Source organism: Arthrobacter sp. KNU-44 (genome assembly GCF_051843155.1).
Classification (GTDB): Bacteria; Actinomycetota; Actinomycetes; order Actinomycetales; family Micrococcaceae; genus Arthrobacter.
Window position 1 is genome coordinate 1,871,437 of record NZ_JBPXNG010000002.1, and the last position, 22,107, is coordinate 1,893,543.

The following is a 22,107-nucleotide window of genomic DNA, read 5'->3' on the forward strand; positions in this document are numbered from 1 at the left end:
GTCCCGCCGTCGAACCCCCGCCGCAGCTACCTCGCCATCCCGGCGAGAAGCTCGCGGTGCGTGGGCGGGTTGGCTCCCGGGCGTCCGACGGTAATAGAGGCGGCCATGGAAGCCGTCTGCCCGATGCGTTCGAGAACCGTGGGCGCAAGCCCTTGGCTGCCGCGCAGCAGCAGCCCGAGGATCAGTGCCGACATGTAGGAATCACCGGCGCCGATGGTGTCCGCCACCACCGAGGTCACCGCGGGAACCGTCAGTTGGGTGTGCGGCGTCGCCATGAGGGAACCCTGGGCGCCGCGCGTGACGACGGCCAGGCCCGCACCGAGGCCCAGGATGTGATTGGCAGTCTCTTCCAGGGACTTGCGGGGGTAGAGCCAGAAGGCGTCGTCATCGCTGAGCTTCACCACGCTGGTCAACGGCACGAGTTCCTCGAAAATGCGGAGCGCCTCGCCGTGGCTGCCCAGGAGGTCGGTGCGGATGTTGGGGTCGTACGTGACAATGCACCCGCCTTGGGCCTGCTCGAGAAGGGTCCTGACGACGCCGGCACCGGGCTCAAGGAACGTGGCGATCGAGCCCGTGTGGAGCACCTTCGGGGCATAAGGGAGCGCGGCGGGACCCAGCTTCCACTCGATGTCGAAGGTGTATTCGGCCGAACCGTCCGCGGCGATCTCCGCCGTCGCCGTCGCGGTCTTCGCGAGTGATTGCGAGCCCGGTAGGACAACCACACCGGCGCTTGCCAAGTGGGCGGCGATGGACTCGCCGCGGGAATCACGCCCGACGGCGGTCAGTAGCCCGGCCTTCACGTCGAGCCGCCCGAGGCCGTAGGCGACGTTCGCAGGCGAGCCGCCGGGGTATTCGGTCTGGCCTGCGGGCGAATTGACGATGTCAATGAGGGCTTCGCCGACCACGACGACGTCGAGCGGCTCGGACGCAAGGGGCGAGTGGTTCATAGGTTCCTGTTCCTTGGTTGGGGAGTTTCAGTGGCTACTTGTGGTTTTCAGGGGCGCCGCCACGGAATGGCGTTCGATGAGGGGACATTCAAAGTATTCGGTACTGCCGTCACGTTCCGCGCCGGCCAGCAGCAGTTCGATGGCGCGCCGGCCCATCTCAACGAAGGGCAGTTCCAGCGTGGTCAGCCCCGGCCGCAAGTGCGGGGCGAGCGTTTCCTGGTTGTCGAAACCCACCAGTGACATGTCGTGCGGGATCGACAGCCCGAGCTGGCCCAATGCTTGGTAGGCGCCCCAGGCTGTGCGGTCGTTCGCGCAGAAGATTGCAGTGGGTGGCTGCGGAGCCATCATGAGTGCAAGGGCATTGTCGAAACCGCCGGACTCATGACCGTCGCCGATCCTGTGGAGCCCGGGGTCCGGGTTGAGGCCTGCTTCCTCGAGTGCGCGGAGATAGCCCGCATGGCGTCCGACGGCGGCGGGAAGCTCACCGTCCACTGCGCCGATGTTGATCATCGCGATGCGGCGGTGACCGGCGTCGAGCAGGTGTTTGGTAGCGGTGTACCCACCCAGCTCCTCTCGGGGGACGATGCTCGGAAAGCGCCCGGAACGGTCTCGCGAATTGAGCACGACGGAGGGCACCTCGGCCAGGACGTCCGGCACGTCAAGGACCCGGTGGTACATGGCGGCGTAGACCACTCCGGCCACCTTGTAGGACAGCATGGCCTCCAATGAAGCGGCCTCGAGGTCCTTGTCACCGCCGGTGTTGACGGTCAGGAGGAGCAGCCCGGCCTCCCAAGCCCTTGCTTGGGCGCCTTCGATGATCTTGCCCGCGAATGGCGCAGTGGCGACGAAGTCGCCCACGAAGCCGATCATGCCCGCCACTCCGTCGCGGAGCACTTTGGCGTGTGCGTTGGTCCGGTATCCGAGTTCGTGGGCGGCGGCATGGACCCTGCGCCGGGTTTCCTCCGAGAACCTGGTTCCCGCGGCGTCGTTGAGCACCAGGGAGACCGTGGCCTGGGAAACACCGGCAGCGGCAGCGACGTCGTTCATCGTCGTGCCGGAGCGGCTTCCGGGGCGGGTCATGGGCCGGCCTGTCTCTTGAATGCGTTTCTGTTGAATGAACTGGGGGTCCTTGCACCGGATCCGCACGGCTGGCCGGGCTTAACCTGGGGGCGAGTTATACGAATTACCAACGCGAAAAACTCTAGCTGCCACGACATCCGGCGTCAACGACCGGGCCACGGACTAGAGTCAGATCATGCCCGCGAATCTACCTCCCGGCCTGCCGATTGTTCCCGACGGCGATACCCCTGGCGGCCAGCTCATTTCCTCCCGGCTCCCTGGTGCTGGCGAGGGGGTTGGCACTGGCGCTAGCGCTGGGGCTGCGCAGTCCAATACCGTTCCGTTCGCGATGTCGCCGGAAGACTTCGAGGCGGCCGTCAGCGATGCCTTGCTCCTGATCCCCGACAAAGCGGCCCGGGCCATGGACAACGTGGCCATCTTCATCGAAGATGACTACACCCCGCAGCCTGGAGAGGATCCGGACACCGTACTTCTGGGCCTGTACGAGGGTGTGCCGTTGACGGAACGGGACTCTTGGTGGGATGCCGGTTCCCTCCCCGACAGGATCACCATTTTCCGGCAGCCGATCCTGGATATCTGCGGATCCCGCCAGGAAGTAATCGACGAGGTGGCCATCACCGTGATCCATGAGATCGCCCACCACTTCGGCATCGGTGACGACCGTTTGCACGAGCTCGGCTGGGGATAGGCTAGATAGCCACCGTCCCCGCGGCGCCATCCACCGTGATCGTGTCGCCGGAACTGATCCGGGACGTGGCATCCGGGACGCCGACGACTGCGGGAATCCCGTACTCACGGGCCACGACGGCGCCGTGTGAGTTGGGACCGCCCATCTCCATCACGAGTCCCCCGGCGGTCAGGAACAGGGGCGTCCAGCCGGGATCCGTGGAGGGCGCGACCAGGATTTCTCCTGGTTCGAGATGCGCGCCCACCGGGTCCATGATCACCCTTGCTACCGCCGTCACCGCTCCCGCCGAAGCCGGAGTTCCCAGCAGCATGCCGTCCGACGCCGGCGCCCCCGTCCCGCCGCTCAGGAAACCAGGCAGGGCTTCCGGCTCGGTGCCGTCGGAGAGCAGTACGCGCGGCACGTGCCGGCGCTTGAGTTCAAGTTCGTAAGCCTCGCGCCGCTGCGCTACCAGATCGTGGAAATGCTTGCCGTCCAAGCCGCGGTGGGCGTCATTGAAATCCAGGAAGAAGACGTCGCCGGCGTCATCGATGACTCCCGCGTCCGCCAAGGCCTCTCCTACTTCCGAAAGTTGGGCGCGGACCGCAGCGAAGCCCCGCACGAGGTGGTACTTGGGGAGCTCACGCAGTCCCGCAAACATGCGTGTACGTTCAAGCGCCATTTTGACGATCCTCGCGTGCAACGGACCCTTGGACCGTGCACGGGCCACCAGCACGGCGACTTGCTCCTCGGCGTCGTGGGCAGCTTTTTCGAACTGTTTGTCCGGCGCCAGTCGGGGATCGTCGAGGCGAAGGTAATTGACCAGGACTCCGATGATGTGGGTGGGGTCGTCGGACCAGCGGGGCATGCCCAGGTCGATTTCCGCGATGGCCCGGTGCCCGTAGTCGCGCAGGAACGAGGCCAATCCCGCCTGCGCGACGACCGGAAGCCCGCCGCCGCGGTAGCGCTCCGCGAGCGCAGCGGGATCGCCATCGGTAAAGGCCTCCGCGGAAGCGGGATCGTGGCGGATGCTGGCCGAGAGCCGCCACAGGGCGAGGTCCATTTCGGTGGTGACGTTGTTGGGCAGGCCGCGGATGATGGTTTGAAGCTCACCCCAGGAGGCCTGCTCGCCAAGTATCTTCCGGACCACCCCGATCATCGCGAAGCCAAGGGCTACCGGAGGCAGGATATTGGGCAGTATGGGGAATAATCCCTCGCGAAGTATCCGCTCGGCGTTGTCCAGCTTTTCACGGGGAGCGACATCGGCGGGAACTTCATGTATGGCCTTCAGTTTCCCGCCCAGCTGTTCCACCTTGTCGAGGGCAACGTCCGGCCGAAAGAGGGCGCGCAGCAGGATCTCCGGAAGGCGGAAGCGGAGCACGATCGGGCCAACGTGCCTGAGCAGTTTGAAGGGCGTCTTGCTGGTGACGGCAAAACGCGGGTCCTCGAACAGGCCGCGCACAATGGCCGCGGAACGTGCTTCCATGACGTCGAAGATCCTGGGCACGATGGCCCGCCCGGCCTCGCTTCGGAACACGGAAGTGAGGTCAAAATAGATCCGCTGCCCTGCTTCGTAGTAGGGCGAAGGCCCGTCCCGCGGTTCCGGAACCCGGAATCCCGCCGCGTCGGCTACCGAGGACCCCATGAGCCGGATGCCCGCGAGGCCCATGGGAGTCAGGGGACGGGTGAGCCCTTGGGCGAGGCTGAAGCAAAGGTACGCGTGGGGCCCGGGGACTGCGGGTTGGCGGGTCATTTGGGGGTAGAGCGTGGTGATAGGCCGGGCTTGGGTGAGCCACAGTTTGCCCTCGCCATCGATGGCCCATTCAGTGTCCTGCGGTGCTCCGTAATGCTCCTCGACGCGCTGGCCAAGGACAGCGAGCGCCCTGACCTGGGAGTCGGCAAGGCAGGCATCCCCGGCTGTTCCGTCTTCGGCCTGCGCCGCCGGGCCGAGTCTTTCGGTCCCGCCGCCGGGAATGGAGCGAATCACGAGCTTCCGGTCGCCGATCCTTCGTTCCGTGATCCTGCCGGTGAGGGAGTCCACCACAAAGTGGTCCGGATTCACCGCGCCGGAGACCACGGCCTCACCGAGCCCCGGGTTGGCGTCGATGACAGCTTCGCGGCGCCGCCCGGTCACCGGATTGGCGGTGAACAACACCCCTGCAGCTTCAGCCTCCACCATCCGTTGGACGACGACGGCGAGCGTCACCGTGGCGTGGTCGATTCCGTTGCTTGCGCGGTAGCTGGCCGCCCGGTCGGTCCACAGGGACGCCCAGCACTTCCGGACGGCCTGCAGCACGGCGTCGGCCCCCACGACGTTCAGGTAGGTGTCCTGCTGGCCGGCGAAACTCGCAAAGGGCAGGTCCTCGGCCGTGGCCGAGGACCTGACGGCCACCGCGACTTCCGAGCCCAGCGCCGAGTAAGCCGAGCGAACGGCGTCTTCGACGTCGGCCGGGATCCCGGCGTCGAGCACCGCTTTCCTGGCGCGGGCCGCGAGGGAAGCGAGCCCCTCAAGGTCGCCGGGCTCCACGGCCTCAAGGCCGCGGAGGATGTCCGGGAACGCCGACCTTGAGCTGCCATCGGGCTGAAGCGCTCGCTGGTAAGCCTCGGTGGTCAGGCAAAACCCGGGCGGGACCGGAAGCCCCGCCCAGATCAGCTCGCCGAGATTGGCAGCCTTGCCGCCGACCTCTGGAAGCATGGTTGCCCGGATCCGGCGCAGCTCGACGATCAAGCGCGATGCCTCACCGGGCTGTGCGTGCTCCGCCATTGTCGTCCGCCTGCGTCCACCGGTCCTTGGGTTGCCTGTTATGCGGCGAGCATCGGACCGAAGTTGGCGCGGTCCGCCAGCCTGGGATCCTCGCGGTCGGGAACAACCAGCACGGGCCCTTTGGCATGGTGCAGGACGCCATCCGACGTCGATCCGAGGAGCATTCCTGCGAAGCCTCCCCGCCCGCGCGTGCCCAGCACCACGAGTTCGACGCTTCGGCTCACTTCCACGAGAACTTCCACGGGCGAACCATCAAGTAGTTGAGTTTCCGCTGGAAGCTTGGGGAAGTGGCTCTTGAGCCACGCCAGGCCTGCATCGAGCTGAACCCTGATGTCCTTGAAGAGTGCCTCCCGGTCCAGGGGTGCCGGAACCCACGCCAAGGAACCGCTGTACTCGGGTACGGCGCAGATGACGCGCAGCTTGGCGCCCATGCGTTCGGCCTGCTCTGCGGCTTCCAGGACCGCAACGCGGGCCTGCTCGGAGCCGTCCACGCCGACTGCGACGACGTTTTCGATCACACGGGAACCGGCCTTCGCGCGCTCGGCCTTGATGTGCTTGTCCTCTGTGGTCTCGCCCAATCGGTCCGCGCAGAAGAGCGGGACTGTCACGGTGGGGCACTTGGAGTGCGCCGGCAGGGCACTGCTCACGGAGCCCAGGAGCCTGCCGACGAACCCCCCGCGTCCCCGGGTGCCGAAGACCAGGAGCTCGGCCGTTTCGGACAGATCGAGCAGCACGCCCGAGGCATCTCCGTTCTCCACCGATCCATCAACGTCGATGGCGTAGCCGGAAACCTTCTCGAGGGCCTGCTTGACGATTGCTTCGGCGCCGTCCCGGATAACGGAGTCATCCACTGTTGCATAGCCGCCGTCCAGGCCGGAAGCCGCGAAGATGGGCACGGAGTAGGCCGTGACTACATGCAGGGGAAGCTGCCTGCGTTCAGCCTCGCGGGCGGCCCAAATGAGGGCGCATTGGCCGTGTTCGCTGCCGTCAACGCCCACCACAATCCCGCCTGGGGCAATGGATGGTTCCTCCCTGTTGCCTTCGGTCTCTGGTCGATGGCTCTCAGAGTGTTTGCCGTGCTGGTCCATGGGGCCTGCCTCCTCGCACTGCTGCTGATGTTGCGGCTATTCTGCCAGAGGCCGCGCCCACAACGTGTTTCTCGCTTGACTGCCGTGAGTTGCGGTCTCCAATGCTCACTATTCTCGTTTGCAAGGGCCGAATCAAGCCGGAAGAAGCGCATGTGGAAACCGGGCCGAGGGCGTGGAAATCCGCCGAATCGGGGCGCGAAAAACGCATCGGCGGACATGCCGGTGCCGGGGCTATCCACCACGCGATTTCTTCTGTAATGTTCGAGGCACTGGTGACCGGGGATCGTGTTTTGCAACACATCAACGGCCATCATTTGCGACCGCTTGGGGACCCGGACGCCACCCCGCTGTTGCCTCGGCAACGCACCTTCAAAGAGGAGCCAAGCTGTGTCAACCATGCCTGCTGCGAGTACGGAACGCACCACTGCTGTGGTCATCGGTGCCGGTATGCCTGGCTTGGCCGTGGCCAGCGAACTCAGCCGCTACGGCGTAGACGCCATCGTGGTGGACGGAATGTATATCCCCGCACCCTTACAGCCGCTCAACACCGGCATCCTGCAGCGCTGCGACGCCGCGGACGCAGCGTGCCTCCAGGAGCGCAGCGAAATCCTGCGGCACCTGCGCAATTACGCAGCCAGTCACGGGCTCGATGTGCGAAACACGACGCGAGCCGTCCGGCTCGATCGCCTGGACGAAGTTGCCGTGGGGACCCAGTGGGCCGTCCACACTGCCAACGGAGTTCTCCTAGCCGACCACGTCGTTGTCACCCGTTGTGGACAAAGCCAGTTGCGGCGGATGCTTGCCGAGCTCGGCATCGCGATCGGCCAGAACCTCGTCGCAGCCATGCGCGCGATTGGAATGTACCTTGTTGGCGTCGGCGAACTTGCCACGCCCACCCCGAAGGAAGTCCTGCGCCAAGCCAAGGTGGTAGGCCAGGCGATATCCGCCAAGGTCTACCCGGACAGCGTGCACGGGGCCCTCACCGGCACCTTTGCAGCTGTTCCTGCCTTGGCCTAGGGCATCTTCTCTGGGCTGCTGGGCTCGTCCTCGTCCTTGTCCTTGTCCTCGTTATCCTCGGCATCGTCAGAATCCTCGGCATCGGCGGAATCATCAGAACCCCCGCCTGCGAGCCGGCGTCGTGCCGTGATGCCCAGGAAGACCAGCAGGCCCGCGGCAACCACCGCGAACACCACAATGCTCCAAGGGAACGGCTGGGAGGCATCGGGTACCTTCTCCGGCGTCGCCGTGGAACCCGGTGCGGCAGTGCCTGCGGTGGGCACCTCCACAGATGGTGCCGTGCTCGCGGAGCCGCTGCCCGCCGTCGTACTCCCTGCCTTGGCGGTGAATGTGAAGGTGCCTTCGATGGGGTGCGAATCCGAACTGACAACTCGCCAAATGACGGTGAAGGCGCCGGCAGGCGCGCCCGGCCGCAGCTTCTGCGACACCACAGCGTCCACAATCTCGACGGAACCATCGGCCCAGTTCTGACCTGAGGCGTCGTTCACCCGGATCTGCGAGCCGAGCAGGAGCGGCCGGTTGTTGAACGTAATGGACACGGAGCCCGGGACGTTGGCAACCGTTGAGCCGTTTGCCGGTGACGTTGACTCGGCGACGTCGTGCGCGAAGGCGGGTGCCGCCGAGAGCAGCGCGGCAGAGAAAAGAACCGCTGCGAAAGCGACGACGACGGCCAGCAGCTGGCGGATAGGGCGCATGAGCGAATGACTCCCTTGGTGTTGGATTCCTTACAGACTAGGCGAATTCGCGGGAGGGCCGAAGCCGCAGGCATAGGATTTGAGAGCACACTTCCCCGATCCCCGGAGACTTCCATGCTCAAGCAGGGCTCAGCCATCGACCGCTACTTCAAGATTTCGGAACGCGGATCCAACTACTCGCGAGAAATCCGAGGCGGCTTCGCGACGTTCTTTGCCATGAGCTACATCGTGGTCCTCAATCCTTTGATCCTTTCCGGGACGGACTCGAGTGGCGCTTCCCTTGGCTTCGCCGCGGTCGCCGCCACCACGGCCTTCGTAGCTGGCATCCTGACGATCCTCATGGGAGCCTGGGCCAAGCACCCCTTCGCCATAGCTACCGGGCTGGGCGTCAACGCCTTCGTGGCAGTCACCATTGCCTCGCACCCCGGCCTGACGTGGCCCGACATGATGGGCCTGGTAATGCTTTCGGGCCTGACCATGCTGATCCTGGTGCTTACCGGTTTCCGGACCGCGGTCTTCAAAGCCGTGCCTGAGGCCCTGAAAACCGCGATCGTGGTGGGCATCGGCCTCTTCATTGCGCTCATCGGCCTCGTCAATGCCGGCTTCGTGCGCCGCATCCCAGACGCTGCAGGCACCACGGTCCCGCTGGGACTGGGCGTCGACGGCAAGCTGCTTGGCTGGCCCACCCTGGTGTTTGTCGTTGGCCTGGTGCTGACCATCGCACTGGTGGTCCGCAAAGTACGTGGCGCCATCCTGATCGGCATCATCGTCTCCACGGCCCTCGCGGCCATCCTGGAATTCACCCTGCACATCGGCCCGAGCTTCGACGGCAAGACCTACAACCCGCGTGGCTGGTCCCTGGTGGCGCCCAAGTTCACCGAGTGGGCCGCGCCGGACTTGTCCCTCATCGGCAAGGCGAACCCCTTCGGGGCGTTCCAGCACCTTGGCATCATCGCCGCCACGCTGCTGGCGTTCGTGATCCTGCTCAGCATCTTCTTCGACGCCATGGGCACCATGGTGGGCCTCGCCAGGGAAGCTGGAAACATCGACAAGCACGGAAATATCCCCAACGTGGATCGCGTCCTGCAAGTGGACGCGCTCGGTGCGATCATCGGTGGCGGCTCATCCGTGTCCTCCAACCAGATCTTCGTGGAATCGGGCGCCGGGATCGGCGAAGGTGCACGGACCGGCTTGGCCTCGATCGTGACTGGTCTGCTGTTCCTGGTGGCCATGTTCTTCACCCCGCTCATCAACCTGGTCCCGTTCGAAGCCGTCGCCCCCGCCCTGGTGGTGGTGGGCTTCATGATGGTGTCCCAGGTGGGCAAGATCCACTGGCAGGACTGGGGCGTAGGCATTCCCGCGTTCCTGACCATGGCCCTCATGCCGTTCACCTACTCGATCGCCAACGGCCTGGGAGCCGGGTTCATTTCCTTCGCACTCATCCGTACGTTCCAGGGCCGGGCCCGCGAAGTCCATCCGCTCATGTGGGCCGTGGCCGCGGCATTCCTGCTGTTCTTCGGGATCGGTCCCGTCGAGGAAATCCTGGGCGTCAAATAAGCCTTTCCGGAATACCGGACACCTGCCGCCTACAAGCGGTACTTTTCGGTGCCGTCATGCGTTGAGCTTGAATCATGGAGATTTCCCCCGCTGTTGCCGATGTCCGCCCGACGCCGTGGACCGGCCGCTTCGACGGCGACGGCGATGAGCACCGCCGCTGGTGGCAAGCCGTGGCGCCCCACACTTCCGATGTAGCCGCCCCCGGCGGGACGGAAGCGGGCTCCCGGCCCGCCGTCGTCGTGGGCTTCCGCAGTGACGAAGGCGTGCGGCGCAACAAGGGCCGTATTGGCGCGGCGGCCGCGCCGGGAGCTATCCGCCAAGCCTTGGGCCCTCTGGCTTTCCATCTGGACCGGGACGTGTTCGACGCCGGCGACGTCGTCGTCGAGGACGGCTCGTTGGAGGCGGGCCAGGAGCGCGCGGGCCGCGTGATTTCGGAATTGCTCGACGCCGGCACACTCACCGTGCTGCTCGGCGGCGGCCACGAAACCGCCTTCGCGAGCTACCTGGGCGTGGCCGGCTCGGAGGCTGTGGCAAGCGGTAAGCGCCTCGGCGTCCTGAACCTGGACGCGCATTTCGACTTGCGGGACGAGCCGGTGCCAAGCTCGGGCACGCCGTTCCTTCAGATGGCCCGGGCGGAAGCCGCCGAGGGCCGCGAACTGAACTACGCCGTCGTCGGAATCTCCGAGCCCAACAACACGCGCACTCTCTTCAACACGGCGGACCGCCTCGGCGTGAAGTACCTGCTGGACGAAGACTGCTCCGCGGAGGCCGTGCAGGAATTCGTGGGGCGGTTCCTGGACACCGTGGACGTGCTCTACCTGACGATTGACCTGGACGTGCTGCCGGCGTCGGTGGCTCCCGGAGTGAGCGCCCCCGCAGCGTATGGCGTGCCGCTGCCCGTCATCATCGCTGTGTGCAAGCAACTTGCCGCGAGCGGGAAACTCCTTCATTTGGACGTTGCCGAGCTCAACCCCGAGTTCGATATCGACTCCCGGACCGCCAAGGTGGCCGCGCGTTTGGTGAACACGCTGCTGGCGTAGGGCCGCGTCCCAGGTGCCGCGCCCACCCAACTAGCTCGCATTTGTTGTCGTTTTGGGCACTCAAAACGACAACAAATGCGAGTCAGTTGGGGCTCAGCCGACGGCGCGGAGCCTGACGGCGATGAACTGGCGGCCGGGGAGTTCCAGGCGGAAGCGTCCTTCCACCGTGTCCGGCCGTCGCCCACCCGTGCCACCCCTCGGTGTTCCTCGAGCGGACCACCAAGGAAGAATGGGCCGACACCTTCGGCGGCCAGGGCGCCCCGCAGAACGTCGTGGCCGCGATCGACGAGGACGCACCGTCCGCGACCCGCGACGCAGCCGAGGCGACCATCCGCACCATCTACGCCCCCGTCATCGACGTCCACTGGGTCACCGTGAAGCAGCTCGCCATCCTCGAACCCACCCTCGTGGAAACCGTGGCCTGCATGATCGGCACCCTGCTCAACGAAGCCCTCCACGAAACCGTGCACACCGCGGGCGTCCCCGAAGAAGCAGCCAAGGCCATGCTGTTCGGCCACGTGCAGATCGCCCTGACCAACGCCCTGCGCGGCTCCAACCCGTTTTCCGAGGCCTGCGAAATCGCCATCCAGTACGGCAAGGACACCATCATCAAGGACGACTGGAAGAAGATCTTCGACGATTCCGAGCTCGACGGGGTCATCGCCAAGATGCTCAAGCTGGACGCCGTCAAGCGCTAGGCACATCATCACCACCCGCGGGATGGCACATCACGGCAATACTGCCGCGAAGTGCCATCTCGCGGCGCATTCCAGGGGTTTACGCCCCGCCCCGCGCCAGCCATCATGAAATCAGGCGCAGGACTTCGCCGACCGCTACAGCACGGCCGCTCCTTGCGCGGCGGAGGTGCAGCGACATGTCACCCAGGATCGAGCCCGCGGATCACGCCTTGGGAAGCACTTCCCCCGGCGCCCCGGATCGATTCCTCACCGACTACTACGAGCACGTGGCCGATGATGATGTCCGCAACTACACCACGGACACACTCGTGGAGCGTGCGCGGTACCACCGCTCATTGGCGGAACGGCGAGTTCCCGGGCAAGCGGTGATCGGCATCCTGAACGAGGCCGATGCGAGCCTCGTAGCGATCGTCACTGAGGACATGCCCTACCTCGTGCCGTCGGTCACCGCGGAAATCGCCAGGGATAACGCCTCCATCCGGCTCCTGGTCCACTCCACTTTTACGGTCACCCGGGATCCAGCCACCCATCGCCTGACCGACGTGCGCCGCGGCCCCCTGCGGACCGGACTGCCGTCCGGCGTCGAGCCTTCCGCCCCGGTCACCCCAATGGACCACGACGACGGCGGGCCGCTCACGGAGGCGTGGATCGCCGTCGAGATTTCCAGGCTTCCAGACGAAACCAGTGCCGAACACCTCGTTGAACGGCTGCGAAACGTCCTTGGCGATGTCCGGGCTGCGGCGGAAGACGCTGCTGCCATCCGCCAGGAGCTTGCCGACGAGATCAGGGGCTTGGAGGGCTTGTCCGGCGGCGAGGAGGTCCAGGAGTTGCTGCGCTGGCTGGACGACGGGAATTTCGTGTTCCTCGGCTACCGTGGCGGGAGGGATCTCGGACTGCTCCGGAATGTGGCGGTCGACGCGTCCGAGGGTGGGCCGTCCGAAAAGCCCTTCCTCACGCTCACCAAGTCGACGCTCCGCTCGACGGTCCTCCGGCGTGCCTACCTCGACGAAATTACCCTGGCCGGGGCTGACAAGATCGGCGAGCACACCTTCGTCGGCCTTTTCGCTCCCAGCTCGGCGTCCCGTTCGGCACTCCAGATTCCCGTCATCCGGGTCACTGTGGACGAGGTACTGCGGACGTTCGGCTACCCGCCCGCGTCACACCGTGGCAAGGAACTCCTGGCCGTGGTGGAGGCCTATCCGCGCGACGAGCTCTTCCACATCGACGCCAGGCAGTTGGCGGAGCACGCGCGGGACATTATGCGTCTCCAAGAACGGCACAGCACTCGGTTGTTCCTTCGTCCGGACTCGCATAACCGCTTCATGACGGCTTTGGTCTTCCTGCCGCGGCAACGCTACAGCACGGCCGTCCGGCTCAACATTGAACGCGAACTTCGCGAGGCCTTCGGCTCCGGGGCCATCGAGTTCGAGCTCCGCCTGGGCGAATCCGCCATGGCCCGCGTGTTCTTCCGGGTCCTGTTGCCACGCGAGGCGGCACCCGCCGTCGTCGACCCTGCCGTACTGGAGCAGCGGATTATCGCCGCGACGCGGTCCTGGGCTGAAGGCCTGGACGAAGCCTTGCGGGCAAGGTTCCCCGCGAACGAGGCGGCCCGGCTGTCCCGGCAATGGGCTGCCGCCTTTCCGGCCAGCTACAAGGCCGATTACGAGGTGGAAGACGCCGTTCAGGACATCGTCCGGTTCGAGAGTTTCGCACCCCCGGAAGCGGACCTGCCCGACGGCGACACCGCGGACCCGCTGCTCGCCGTCTACAAGCGCCCGGGAACTGCCGTCCTCGCCGAGGATGCGCGGATTCGGCTCTATTTGACCCGCCCGCAAAGCCTGAGCCAGATTTTGCCGTTCTTCCACAACCTGGGCTTGCGCGTCCTGGACCAGCGGCCCTTCGATGTGCAGCGTGCCGATGGGCGGTCCTTCTTCCTTTACGACCTCGGCCTCGTCTATCCGCGCGGTGTTGATCCCGTGGGAACCGGCGAGCTCCTGGCCGCTTCGTTCTGTGCCGCGATGCGGGGAGATGCGGAGTCCGACGCCTTCGATGCCCTCGTCATCCGGGAGGGGATCGACTGGCGGCGGACAGCCATCCTGCGGGCATATGCGAAGTACCTTCGGCAGCTGGGGAGCACCAATTCGTACGGGTTCATCGCGGATACCCTTCGTGAGAATGCGCGTGCAACCCGCGCTTTGCTTTCGCTCTTCGAGGCGAAGTTCGATCCGGACCGGTTCGAACCCGATCTGTTCGATCCTGAACTGCGTGCGCCGACGCCCGAACCAACGCCCGCTGAGCAGATTCCAGCTGGAAGCGATCTGTTCGAAACGGACCGCGGCAAGTACAGCTCGCGGACGCAAGCCACCAACGCCGCGCGCAAGGAACTGGCGGAAGCGATCGACGCCGTACCGGTCCTCGACGCCGACCGCCTTTTGCGTTCCCTGGCGAGCTTGGTGGAGGCCACCCTGCGCACCAACTTCTACCTGAACAAGCCGTATTTGAGTTTCAAGCTCAATCCCTCTTCCATTCCCGCCGCACCGGCACCCCGGCCGCAGTTCGAAATCTGGGTCTACTCGCCGCGGGTGGAAGGCGTCCATTTGCGTTTCGGCCCGATTGCCCGCGGCGGCTTGCGCTGGTCCGACCGCCGCGAGGACTTCCGCACGGAAGTCCTGGGGCTCGTGAAAGCCCAGACGGCGAAAAATGCCGTCATTGTTCCCACCGGAGCCAAGGGCGGCTTCTATCCCAAACAGCTCCCGGACCCGGCCGAAGACCGTGCGGCCTGGCTGGCCGAAGGCCAGGAAAGCTACCGGATCTTCGTTCGCGGACTGCTGGACATCACGGACAACCTGGTTGCCGAACGGGTTGTCCCGCCGGCCCGCGTGGTGAGGCACGACGGCAACGACTACTACCTCGTGGTGGCTGCCGACAAGGGCACGGCCACGTTCTCCGACATTGCCAACGACCTCGCGGCGGAGTACGGATTCTGGCTGGGCGATGCGTTCGCGTCCGGCGGTTCAGTGGGTTATGACCACAAGCAGATGGGCATCACGGCCCGCGGCGCCTGGGAGTCTGTGCGGCACCATTTCAGCGAACTGCTCATCGACTCCCGGACCGAGGATTTCACCGTGGTGGGCATCGGCGACATGAGCGGCGACGTGTTCGGCAACGGCATGCTGCTCTCGAACCACATCAAGCTGGTGGCAGCATTCGATCACCGGCACATCTTCCTGGATCCCACCCCGGACCCAGTCACGTCCTTCGCCGAGCGGAAACGGCTCTTCAAGCTCCCCCGCTCGTCCTGGGCCGACTACAACCCCGCGAAGCTCAGTCCGGGCGGAGGAGTGTTCTCCCGGGCCGAGAAGTCAATCAGCATCACCGAACCGGTCCGCCTCGCCTTGGGATTGGATGAGGGCACGACGGCGATGAGCCCGCCTGAGCTGCTCAGGGCCGTCCTCACGGCCCCCGTCGATCTGCTGTACAACGGCGGAATCGGCACCTACGTCAAGGCCTCCGCCGAGACGCATGCCGACGTCGGAGACAAGTCAAACGATGCTATCCGGGTGGACGCCGTCCAACTGCGTACCCGGATCATCGCTGAGGGCGGCAACCTCGGCGTCACCCAACGCGGCAGGATCGAGGCCGCCCTGGCCGGAATCCTCGTGAACACCGATGCCATCGACAACTCCGCCGGCGTGGACTGCTCGGACCACGAGGTGAATATCAAGATCTTCCTGGACCGGATGATCGCCGCGGGGAAGATGTCCCCGAACGAAAGGACGAGATTCCTCCACTCACTCCAGGACGAGGTGGGGCGGCTCGTCTTGAAAACCAACGTTGACCAAAACGTCCTCCTCCTCAATGACAAGCAACTGGTCCTTGAGTGGAGCCCGAGCTTCGAACGGACCATGGACTGGCTCGAATCAGCCACGGACCTGGACCGGCAGCTCGAATGCCTGCCGGCTACCGAGGAAATCCAGGCTCGCGTAGGGACCGGAGTTGGACTCACCTCGCCCGAACTGGCCGTGCTGGCGGCCTATGCCAAGATCGAGCTCGCCCGGGAACTGACGGAGGGCGGGCTTGCGGACGATCCATGGTTTTCGCAAACGCTGCGCGAGTATTTCCCCCGCCAACTCTCGGAGCGGTTCGGCGAGGACCTCTCCACGCATCCTTTGCGCCGCCAAATCGTCGCCACAGTGGTGGCCAACGACATGATCAACCTCGGCGGCATCGCGTTCGCATTCCGCGCCATGGAGGAAACCACGGTTTCGGCGGCCGCTGTGGCGCGTGGATTCGTGGTCATGCGCCGAATCTGGGATTTCGATTCGGTCACTGAAGCCATCGCCCGGGTGCCGGCAAGGATCCCCAGCGAACATGGGTGCGCCGTCGCCCTGGATATGCGCCGCCTCCTCGACCGGTCCACCCGCTGGTATGTCACCCACGATTTCCGGGACAAGCCCATTGCGGACGCCTTTGCGCGGCTCGAACGGCCCATGTCGGTGATGCGTCTAGATTTCACGCGCTTCCTGCACGGGATCAACCTGCAACACTCGGTGACGCGCCTTGCCCACTCCGATTCTGTCGGCCTGCCGCACGATCTGGGCATCCGGGCATCCGAGCTCCTGGTCAGCTACGGCCTTTTGGATATTTCCGCGATTGCCGAGGAATTGCAGGAGCCTGTTGAGGACGTGGCAGAGGTCTACTTCGCCGTGTTCGAACGGATCTCGGCCATCCCCTTGTTGGAACACATCACGCTGTTGCCGCGGGACACCCACTGGGAGGCCTTGGCCCGGGCAGCCCTCCGCGACGACATGTACCTGGTCCTTGCCGACATGACCAAGGCCGTGGTCCGGCACACTCCCCGCTCCTCGGAGGCGACCGCCGACCCCGTAGCGAGGATCGAGGATTGGGAACGCGGAAACATCGAACAACTCGCCCGTATCCAGGACACCATCAAGGAAGCCATCAAGCCCGGTCCGGTGGATATCGCGGCACTCGCCGTGGCCCTGAAGCTCTTGCGCGCTATGGTCCGCCGGTGATCCAGATCCCAGAATGACAGACATCCCATGACACTTTGCTATCTTTTTATGCAGGAATTGCCGCTCCCCCCTGCGGCACCCTGCAGAAGGAGCCCCCAATGAGCACTGCCACAATAGAAAACAACGAGATCCATTTGTCCTTTGCGTCCGTCGACGAAGTCCATGCAGGACTTGACGAAGCCGTCAGCACGCTCATCGAAGCCGCTGCCGACAGCGGCCGCTGCGGGATCCTGGTGACCCGCCGGGAGCCAGGAAGCTACACGGTTGCCTTGGACGAGTCGGTCCCGTTCGGCCAGACCCGAGAGGTCCTCGCCGCCTAGGAAACCTAGGAAGCCTAGTAACAGGTACGGACAACAAAACCGGGGCTTGTTTTCCAGACCACGCAAAGAAGGCGTGGAATGGGAAACAAGCCCCGGTTCTTTAACTCGGTTTCTTGCAGGTCACTACACCCGGCGCAACTCCACGCCGTCGGACTTCATGAAAAGCTGCTTGGCGGCTTCATCGGCGCCAGGTCCTGCGGGTTCAAGCCACACAACGTTGCCGCTGCCCGAGACTTCCTGCACCTCCCCCGCCGCGACCACATGTGCGTGCCTTACGACTTCGATCCGCTCCCCCACCTTCAACGTTCCCCAGTTGGAAACGACGGCGGACTGTGCGATTCGCCTGGACAGGACTGTCCCGCGTGCCTTCATTGAACTTCTACCCCTTTGTGGATGTTCGTTACTTCAGTTGTGAACGGATATTCCCCGGCAGGCCCACGACATCGTCGGCGTGGACATGCCGTACCCCATAAGTTCTACTACACAGAAAGCGCCCCGGGGCGCGTATTGCCAAACATTTCCGGGGCGCTTCCTATTGTTCACTCGAACAGTATTTTGTTCGGCGTCAGGCGAGAATTCCGACGGCGGATTCGGCGGCCAATCGCACATCGCCGGCGCCTACAAGACGGTCCGCAGCTTCCAGCTCAGGTGAGAGGAAACGGTCAGTTCCGGGGCCGTCGACGACGCCGCGCAGCACCTCGATCACGGCGGTGCCAGCCGGCCCCGGAGTGAGTTCGCCACCGGACAATTGGGTGCGGATGTCGAGGGCACGGGCGCTCGTGACGAGTTCCACAGCCAGGACACGGCGCAGGTTCTCGATGGCCTTGCGTAGCTTGCGGGCAGCGTGCCAACCCATGGAGACGTGGTCTTCCTGCATGGCGGAGCTCGGGATGGAGTCCACCGACGCCGGGACGGCCAGGCGCTTGTTGTCCGAGACGAGCCCGGCCTGGGTGTACTGGGCGATCATGAGGCCCGAGTCCACGCCGGGATCGTCGGCAAGGAAGGCCGGGAGTCCGTGTGAGCGGGCCGGATCCAGCATGCGGTCCGTGCGGCGCTCTGCGATGGAGGACAAGTCCGCCACTGCGATGGCCAGGAAGTCCAGCACATAGGCAACCGGAGCGCCATGGAAGTTGCCGTTGGAGGACACGCGGCCGTCCGGGAGCACCACGGGATTGTCGATGGCTGCGGCCAACTCGCGGGAGGCCACGAGTTCGGCGTGCGTCACGGTGTCGCGGACCGCGCCGGCAACCTGGGGTGCGCAGCGGAGCGAATACGCGTCCTGGACCTTGGTGTCGTTGACGCGGTGCGAAGCAACGATCGGCGAGTTCGAAAGCACGCGCAGCATGTTGTCCGCGCTTGCAGCCTGGCCCGGGTGGGGCCGCAGGGCCGCGTGCAGCTCAGGCAGGAACACCTGGTCCGTCCCGAGCAGCGCCTCGACGCTGAGCGCCGCCGTGATGTCCGCCGTCGTAAGCAGCAGGTGCAGGTCGGCGATGGCCATCAGGAGCATGCCGAGCATGCCCTCGGTGCCGTTGACGAGCGCGAGGCCTTCCTTTTCCGCGAGGACCACCGGCTCGATGCCGTGTGCGGCGAGGAGCTCGGAAACCGGCTTCTTTCCGGCGGCGCCGTACAGCTCGCCGTCGGGGCCGGTGGCTTCGCCTTCGCCCATCAGGACCAAGGCGCAGTGGGACAACGGGGCGAGGTCGCCCGAGCAACCCAGCGAGCCGAATTCACGGACTACCGGGGTAATGCCGGCGTTGAGGACGTCCACCATGGTCTGCAGGACCACGGGACGAACGCCCGTGCGGCCCGAGGCCAGGGTCTTGGCGCGCAGGAACATGATGCCGCGGACCACTTCACGCTCCACTGCCGGGCCCATGCCTGCGGCGTGGCTGCGGATGAGCGACTTCTGCAACTGGGTGCGGAGTTCATTAGGGATGTGGCGGTTGGCCAGGGCACCGAAGCCCGTCGAAACGCCGTACGCCGGAACTTCGCTGTGCGCGAGGCCGTCGATGTGGGCGCGGACCTTGGCAACCGTGTCCAGGGCTTCCTGGGAGATGGTCACCTTGGCGTCGTAGCGCGCGACGGCGACGACGTCCTCCGGCGTGACTCCGCTGGAGCCGAGGGTAACGGTCAGCGGTTCGTGGGTTGTGATGGTCACAGTAGTTCCTACTTCTCGTTCATGGGGATGCGGACGCCGCGTTCGTGGGCGACTTCGATGGCGCGGTCGTAGCCGGCGTCGGCGTGGCGGATGACGCCCATGCCGGGGTCGTTGGTGAGGAGGCGTTCGAGTTTCTGCGCGGCGAGTTCGGTGCCGTCGGCGACGGAGACCTGGCCGGTGTGGATGGAGCGGCCGATGCCCACGCCGCCGCCGTGGTGGATGGAGACCCAGGTCGCGCCGGAAGAGGCTGCGGTCAGGGCGTTCAGCAAAGGCCAGTCGGCGATCGCGTCGGAGCCGTCCTTCATGGACTCGGTCTCCCGGTAGGGGGAGGCGACGGAGCCGGAGTCCAGGTGGTCCCGGCCGATCACGATGGGGGCCTTGACCTTGCCCTCTTTCACGAGCTGGTTGAACAGCAGGCCCGCCTTGGCGCGTTCGCCGTAGCCGAGCCAGCAGATCCGGGCCGGGAGGCCTTCGAACTCGACGCGTTCGGCGGCGGCGTCGAGCCATTTGTGCAGGTGGGTGTTCTCGGGGAAGAGTTCCTTGATGGCTTTGTCGGTCACGGCGATGTCTTCGGGGTCACCGGAGAGCGCGACCCAGCGGAACGGGCCCAGCCCTTCGCAGAACAGGGGACGGATGTAGGCCGGGACGAAGCCGGGGAATTCGAAGGCGCGGTCGTAGCCGCCCTTGCGGGCCTCGTCGCGGATCGAGTTGCCGTAGTCGAAGACCTCGGCGCCGGCGTCCTGGAACTCGACCATGGCCTGGACATGCTTGGCCATGGAGGCCTGGGCCTTCTTCGTGAACCCTTCCGGGTCGGCTTCGGCCTCGGTGTGCCATTCGGCCACGGTGATGCCTTCGGGCAGGTAGGACAGCGGGTCGTGCGCGCTGGTCTGGTCGGTCACGACGTCGATGGTCAACTGGCCGGCCTTGTGGCGGGCCAGGAGTTCGGGGAAGACTTCGGCGGCGTTGCCCACGTAGCCCACGGACCAGCCGCGGCGCTCGTCCTTGGCCTTCTGGACCTTGGCGATCGCGGTGTCCAGATCGGTTTCGACCTCGTCCAGGTAGCGCTTGCCCACGCGGCGGCGCAGCCGGGACTCGTCGACGTCCACGATCAGGCAGGCCCCGTCGTTCAGGGTCACGGCGAGCGGCTGGGCCCCGCCCATGCCGCCGCACCCGCCGGTCAAGGTCAGGGTCCCGGCCAAAGGACCCTCCGCGGAGGAGGCTCCCGCGGGGATGCGGCCAGCGTCATGCCTAGCGGCCGCGAGTTTGTTCCCGACGGCGGCGAAGGTCTCGTACGTGCCCTGCAGGATGCCCTGGGTGCCGATGTATATCCAGGACCCGGCCGTCATCTGCCCGTACATCATCAGTCCCTCGGCCTCGAGGCGGCGGAATTCGGGCCACGTCGCCCAGTCACCCACGAGGTTCGAGTTCGCCAGCAACACCCGCGGCGCCCATTCGTTGGTGCGGAACACCCCGACGGGCTTGCCGGACTGCACCAGGAGGGTCTCGTCCTTCTCCAAGGTCTCCAGGGTCCGGGTGATCGCGTCGAACGCGGCCCAGGACCGGGCGGCCCGGCCCGTGCCGCCGTACACGACCAGGTCATCCGGGCGTTCGGCGACCTCGGGGTCCAGGTTGTTCATCAACATGCGCAACGGCGCTTCGGTCTGCCAGCTCTTCGCGGTCAGCTCCGTGCCGCGCGCGGCCTTGACCGGACGGGCTCCGGTAGTGAAATCGGCGGGTGCCATGATGACTCCTTCGTCTCTGGAAGTTGTTAGGTGGAAGTGCTTCTGTATCCAGTAGAGCCCCTCCGCAAGGGTCTTGGAATGGCTTTATGGAGGGTGCTGTCCGGAATACCAGACTCAACTGACTCGCAGTAGATGTCGTTATGAGCGCCCAAAACGACAACAACTGCGAGTCAGTTGGGCGGGGGCCGGGTTGGTGGGCCGAGTCGGTTGGGCGGGGTCGCGTTAGGAAGGGCGGCCGTGGATGCGGATCGACAGTTCGTCCGCTGTTTTCTGGATTCGGGCGGCCAGGGCGGGCCATTCCTCAGCCGGCACCCGGTCCTCGAGGAATGTCACGGCGACTGCCGCCGTCGGCCATCCCAAATGGTCGGTGACGGCTGCGGCCACCGAGCCGAAGCCGGGGGTGACTTCGCCGTGTTCGGTGGCGTAGCCGCGCTGCCGGACCTGGTCCAAGTGCGAGGACAAGGCCGAGTACTTCATGATGGGCGATTCCATCTCGTGCCGGGCCGTAAAAGCGGCAGCATTCGGGTACAGGGCCCTGACCTGCGATTTCGGCAGTGCGGCCAGGATCGCTCGCCCGCTGGCGGTGAGGTGGCTGGGAAGCCGGACCCCGACGTCGGTCACGAGGGACGGGCGGTTCTTGGCCCGTTCCTCCACGATGTAGAGCACATCGCGGCCGTGCAGGACGGCCAAGTGCGCGCTCTCGCCGATCGCATCCACAAGGGCGGCCAGCATGGGGCGGCCGAGCCGCGACAGGGGCTCTTGCCGCGAGTATGCGGAACTGAGTTCAAAGGCGCTGATTCCCAACCCGTAGCGCTGCTCCTCATGAAGGTGCAGGACGAAGCCATTGGCCTCCATGACGCCAAGCAGGTGATAGACACTGGACCGGGGCAGGCCCAGAGCTGTGGCGATGTTGGACGCTGCCATCGGGCCACGACGGGAAGCGAGCAACTTCAGGATGCGTAGGGTGTTCTCGGCGGCCGGGACCTTGGAAGCGGCCCGGCCTTGAGTGGACGGCTGTATGGACATGGCTCCTCTTCGAGTGCACGGTAACGCCCGGCCCACCCCTTCCGCCACAAGGCGGCAAGGCGGGTGTCCGGGATCCCGTACTTAAGCGTGCGCCCCATGGAGTGGATCGGAAAGCCAATCAGAACATTAAGCTGTCTGGAATACCAGACATTTGCGCCTAAGCCGCCTGGTCATCAACCACTCAAGAGCGAAGCGTCTGAGAACCGAGACAACGATGTGCCGTGAGACCCATCACAGCCCACTCCGGAATGTTCTGCTGGTTAACAGCCCCCCTC

General features: G+C 65.4%; 15 protein-coding genes and 1 pseudogene. 7 read left to right on the forward strand and 9 right to left on the reverse strand.

Annotated features, from left to right (window positions below):
• Positions 1-26 precede the first annotated feature (26 nt).
• Together ACSVHC_RS09640 and ACSVHC_RS09645 are read right to left on the reverse strand one after the other, a co-directional pair.
• Positions 27-947, reverse strand: coding sequence for a carbohydrate kinase family protein (locus ACSVHC_RS09640; RefSeq protein ID WP_437772176.1), 921 nt, complete (start codon positions 945-947; stop codon positions 27-29).
• Positions 948-974: 27 nt separating this feature from the next.
• Positions 975-2,027 carry a LacI family DNA-binding transcriptional regulator gene (locus tag ACSVHC_RS09645; RefSeq protein WP_437772175.1) on the reverse strand — a complete coding sequence of 351 codons (1,053 nt, stop codon included), beginning with the start codon at positions 2,025-2,027 and terminating at the stop codon, positions 975-977.
• Between the two features lie 328 nt (positions 2,028-2,355).
• Between ACSVHC_RS09645 and ACSVHC_RS09650 the strand changes: the two genes are divergently transcribed.
• Entirely contained in the window at positions 2,356-2,715 is a 360-nt protein-coding gene (locus ACSVHC_RS09650) for a metallopeptidase family protein (RefSeq protein ID WP_437773943.1), read from the forward strand.
• Between the two features lies 1 nt (position 2,716).
• Here the strand turns inward: ACSVHC_RS09650 and ACSVHC_RS09655 are convergent, their stop codons facing one another.
• Both ACSVHC_RS09655 and ACSVHC_RS09660 read right to left on the reverse strand, forming a co-directional pair.
• The gene (locus tag ACSVHC_RS09655) at positions 2,717-5,455 is read right to left on the reverse strand and encodes a PEP/pyruvate-binding domain-containing protein (RefSeq protein WP_439180900.1); all 2,739 of its coding nucleotides are present in this window, start codon (positions 5,453-5,455) and stop codon (positions 2,717-2,719) included.
• Positions 5,456-5,493: 38 nt separating this feature from the next.
• Complete coding sequence (locus tag ACSVHC_RS09660) at positions 5,494-6,543, reverse strand: universal stress protein (protein WP_437772173.1); 1,050 nt, start codon at positions 6,541-6,543, stop codon at positions 5,494-5,496.
• A gap of 396 nt (positions 6,544-6,939) precedes the next feature.
• On the opposite strand from ACSVHC_RS09660, the gene ACSVHC_RS09665 reads away from it, so the two are divergent.
• Positions 6,940-7,560, forward strand: a complete 621-nt coding sequence (locus tag ACSVHC_RS09665) for an NAD(P)/FAD-dependent oxidoreductase (protein WP_437773942.1) — start codon at positions 6,940-6,942, stop codon at positions 7,558-7,560.
• Here the strand turns inward: ACSVHC_RS09665 and ACSVHC_RS09670 are convergent.
• Positions 7,557-8,255 (reverse strand): copper resistance CopC family protein, encoded by a 699-nt coding sequence (locus tag ACSVHC_RS09670; protein ID WP_437772172.1) that lies wholly within the window; start codon positions 8,253-8,255, stop codon positions 7,557-7,559. The two genes, ACSVHC_RS09665 and ACSVHC_RS09670, sit on opposite strands and share 4 nt — an antisense overlap.
• 114 nt (positions 8,256-8,369) lie before the next feature.
• Between ACSVHC_RS09670 and ACSVHC_RS09675 the strand changes: the two genes are divergently transcribed.
• The 5 genes and pseudogenes from ACSVHC_RS09675 to ACSVHC_RS09695 all read left to right on the forward strand — a co-directional run bounded on the left by ACSVHC_RS09675 (position 8,370) and on the right by ACSVHC_RS09695 (position 16,906).
• Positions 8,370-9,812: an NCS2 family permease gene (locus tag ACSVHC_RS09675; protein WP_439180901.1), complete on the forward strand. Its 1,443-nt coding sequence runs from the start codon at positions 8,370-8,372 to the stop codon at positions 9,810-9,812.
• A 74-nt stretch (positions 9,813-9,886) separates the two neighbouring features.
• On the forward strand, positions 9,887-10,852 hold the full coding sequence (gene hutG, locus ACSVHC_RS09680) for a formimidoylglutamase (RefSeq protein ID WP_437772170.1): 966 nt from the start codon (positions 9,887-9,889) through the stop codon (positions 10,850-10,852).
• 173 nt (positions 10,853-11,025) lie between these two features.
• A pseudogene (locus tag ACSVHC_RS09685) lies at positions 11,026-11,550 on the forward strand (phosphogluconate dehydrogenase C-terminal domain-containing protein); the annotation flags it as partial.
• 176 nt (positions 11,551-11,726) lie between these two features.
• Positions 11,727-16,586, forward strand: coding sequence for an NAD-glutamate dehydrogenase (locus ACSVHC_RS09690; protein WP_439180902.1), 4,860 nt, complete (start codon positions 11,727-11,729; stop codon positions 16,584-16,586).
• 98 nt (positions 16,587-16,684) lie between these two features.
• The gene (locus tag ACSVHC_RS09695; protein WP_437772168.1) at positions 16,685-16,906 is read left to right on the forward strand and encodes a hypothetical protein; all 222 of its coding nucleotides are present in this window, start codon (positions 16,685-16,687) and stop codon (positions 16,904-16,906) included.
• 123 nt (positions 16,907-17,029) lie between these two features.
• Here ACSVHC_RS09695 and ACSVHC_RS09700 read toward each other — a convergent pair whose 3' ends face one another.
• From ACSVHC_RS09700 to ACSVHC_RS09715, 4 genes are all read right to left on the reverse strand, one after another.
• The gene (locus tag ACSVHC_RS09700; protein WP_059388455.1) at positions 17,030-17,278 is read right to left on the reverse strand and encodes a hypothetical protein; all 249 of its coding nucleotides are present in this window, start codon (positions 17,276-17,278) and stop codon (positions 17,030-17,032) included.
• Between the two features lie 193 nt (positions 17,279-17,471).
• Positions 17,472-19,064 carry a histidine ammonia-lyase gene (gene hutH, locus ACSVHC_RS09705; RefSeq protein ID WP_437772167.1) on the reverse strand — a complete coding sequence of 531 codons (1,593 nt, stop codon included), beginning with the start codon at positions 19,062-19,064 and terminating at the stop codon, positions 17,472-17,474.
• 8 nt (positions 19,065-19,072) lie between these two features.
• On the reverse strand, positions 19,073-20,806 hold the full coding sequence (locus ACSVHC_RS09710) for a urocanate hydratase (RefSeq protein WP_437772166.1): 1,734 nt from the start codon (positions 20,804-20,806) through the stop codon (positions 19,073-19,075).
• A gap of 222 nt (positions 20,807-21,028) precedes the next feature.
• Positions 21,029-21,832 carry an IclR family transcriptional regulator gene (locus ACSVHC_RS09715; protein ID WP_437772165.1) on the reverse strand — a complete coding sequence of 268 codons (804 nt, stop codon included), beginning with the start codon at positions 21,830-21,832 and terminating at the stop codon, positions 21,029-21,031.
• Positions 21,833-22,107 lie beyond the last annotated feature (275 nt).